Origin of the sequence: Streptomyces lushanensis (genome assembly GCF_001700515.1) — a bacterium.
GTDB lineage: Bacteria > Actinomycetota > Actinomycetes > Streptomycetales > Streptomycetaceae > Streptomyces > Streptomyces lushanensis.
Genome location: NZ_MAUD01000542.1, coordinates 1 through 1,084 on the forward strand (window position 1 = coordinate 1; position 1,084 = coordinate 1,084).

Consider the following 1,084-nt stretch of genomic DNA (forward strand, 5'->3'; position numbering starts at 1 on the left):
CGCTCGCCAGCAACCGCCCGGGCCGGCCGGGCGGTTGCTGGCGAGCGTGGAGACAAGGACGGGCAGCCGGCCGGAGAGCCGCAGCACGTCCCGTACGACCGGCTCGTCCACGACGCCCTTGTCGGCGAGCAACTGCCGTGCCTCGCTTTCCGTGAAGGGATCGAGAGGCAGATCGGTCACCGCGTCCAGATGGTCGCCCCAGCAGCCGAGGTCCAGCCGGCGCTGTCCGGCGAGCGTGACCACGACATGGTCGGGCAGCGCGCCGTACCGCTCGGTGGTGATCAGATCGCGCAACCAGACGTCCAGATACGGTCCGGTGCGTTCGTAGGTGTCGAAGAAGAGCGTGATCCAGGGCGCGTCGGCGCCGGCCCGCCGTATCTCCGAGACCAGGACGGGAGTGAGCACCCGCAGCGGTGACAGCACCAGCTCCGTGTCCTCGTGTCCGCGCAGCCGGGCCGCGACCGCCGCCCGCAACCGGTCCGCGCCCTCGGCCACCTGTGCCGGATCGGCCGCCCCGGCGAGCGCGCCGACGCCCGGCACCAGGCCCAGCCCGGCCAGCCCCGCCGCGGCGACGGCCCGGGCACCGGCCGACGGCCCGGCCGGAACACCGCCCGGCGGCCCGCCCGACGGCCCGGCCGCCCCGGCCGGCGATCCGGCGGTCATCGCGGCCGACTCCACCTCGAACCGCCGCTGCCGGTAGGTCGCGAGCGCCCTGTCCAGTGCCTTGAGCGGTCTGCCCTGCCGCCCGAACTGCTCGCTGATCGCGGCCATCGCCTCCGGCACCCCGGCCACGGCCTCGTCGGTGTACGCGGTCAGCGCCCCGCGTTCCCGAGCGAGTTGCTCCCACTCCCGTACCAGCGAGGTCTTGCCGACCCCCGCGTTGCCCCTGACATGGAACAGGAACCGGTGGCGTTCGTCGTCCGGCGGAAGGTCGAGATTCTCCCGGAACAGCGCCAGCTCCCGCCGCCGTCCGACGAAGGACGCGTGTCTGCGGCGCCGGATCCGCTCCTGCATGGACGGTCGCGTGGCTCCCATGGCGCCAGTCTGGCACGGCACTTGACCCGCAGCAGCCGGCCGGCCCGCC

General features: G+C 74.4%; 1 pseudogene. It reads right to left on the reverse strand.

What is annotated here, in order from left to right:
• Positions 1–1,035 (reverse strand): annotated as a pseudogene (locus BFF77_RS31015) (ATP-binding protein); the annotation flags it as partial.
• Between the last annotated feature and the right edge of the window lie 49 nt (positions 1,036–1,084).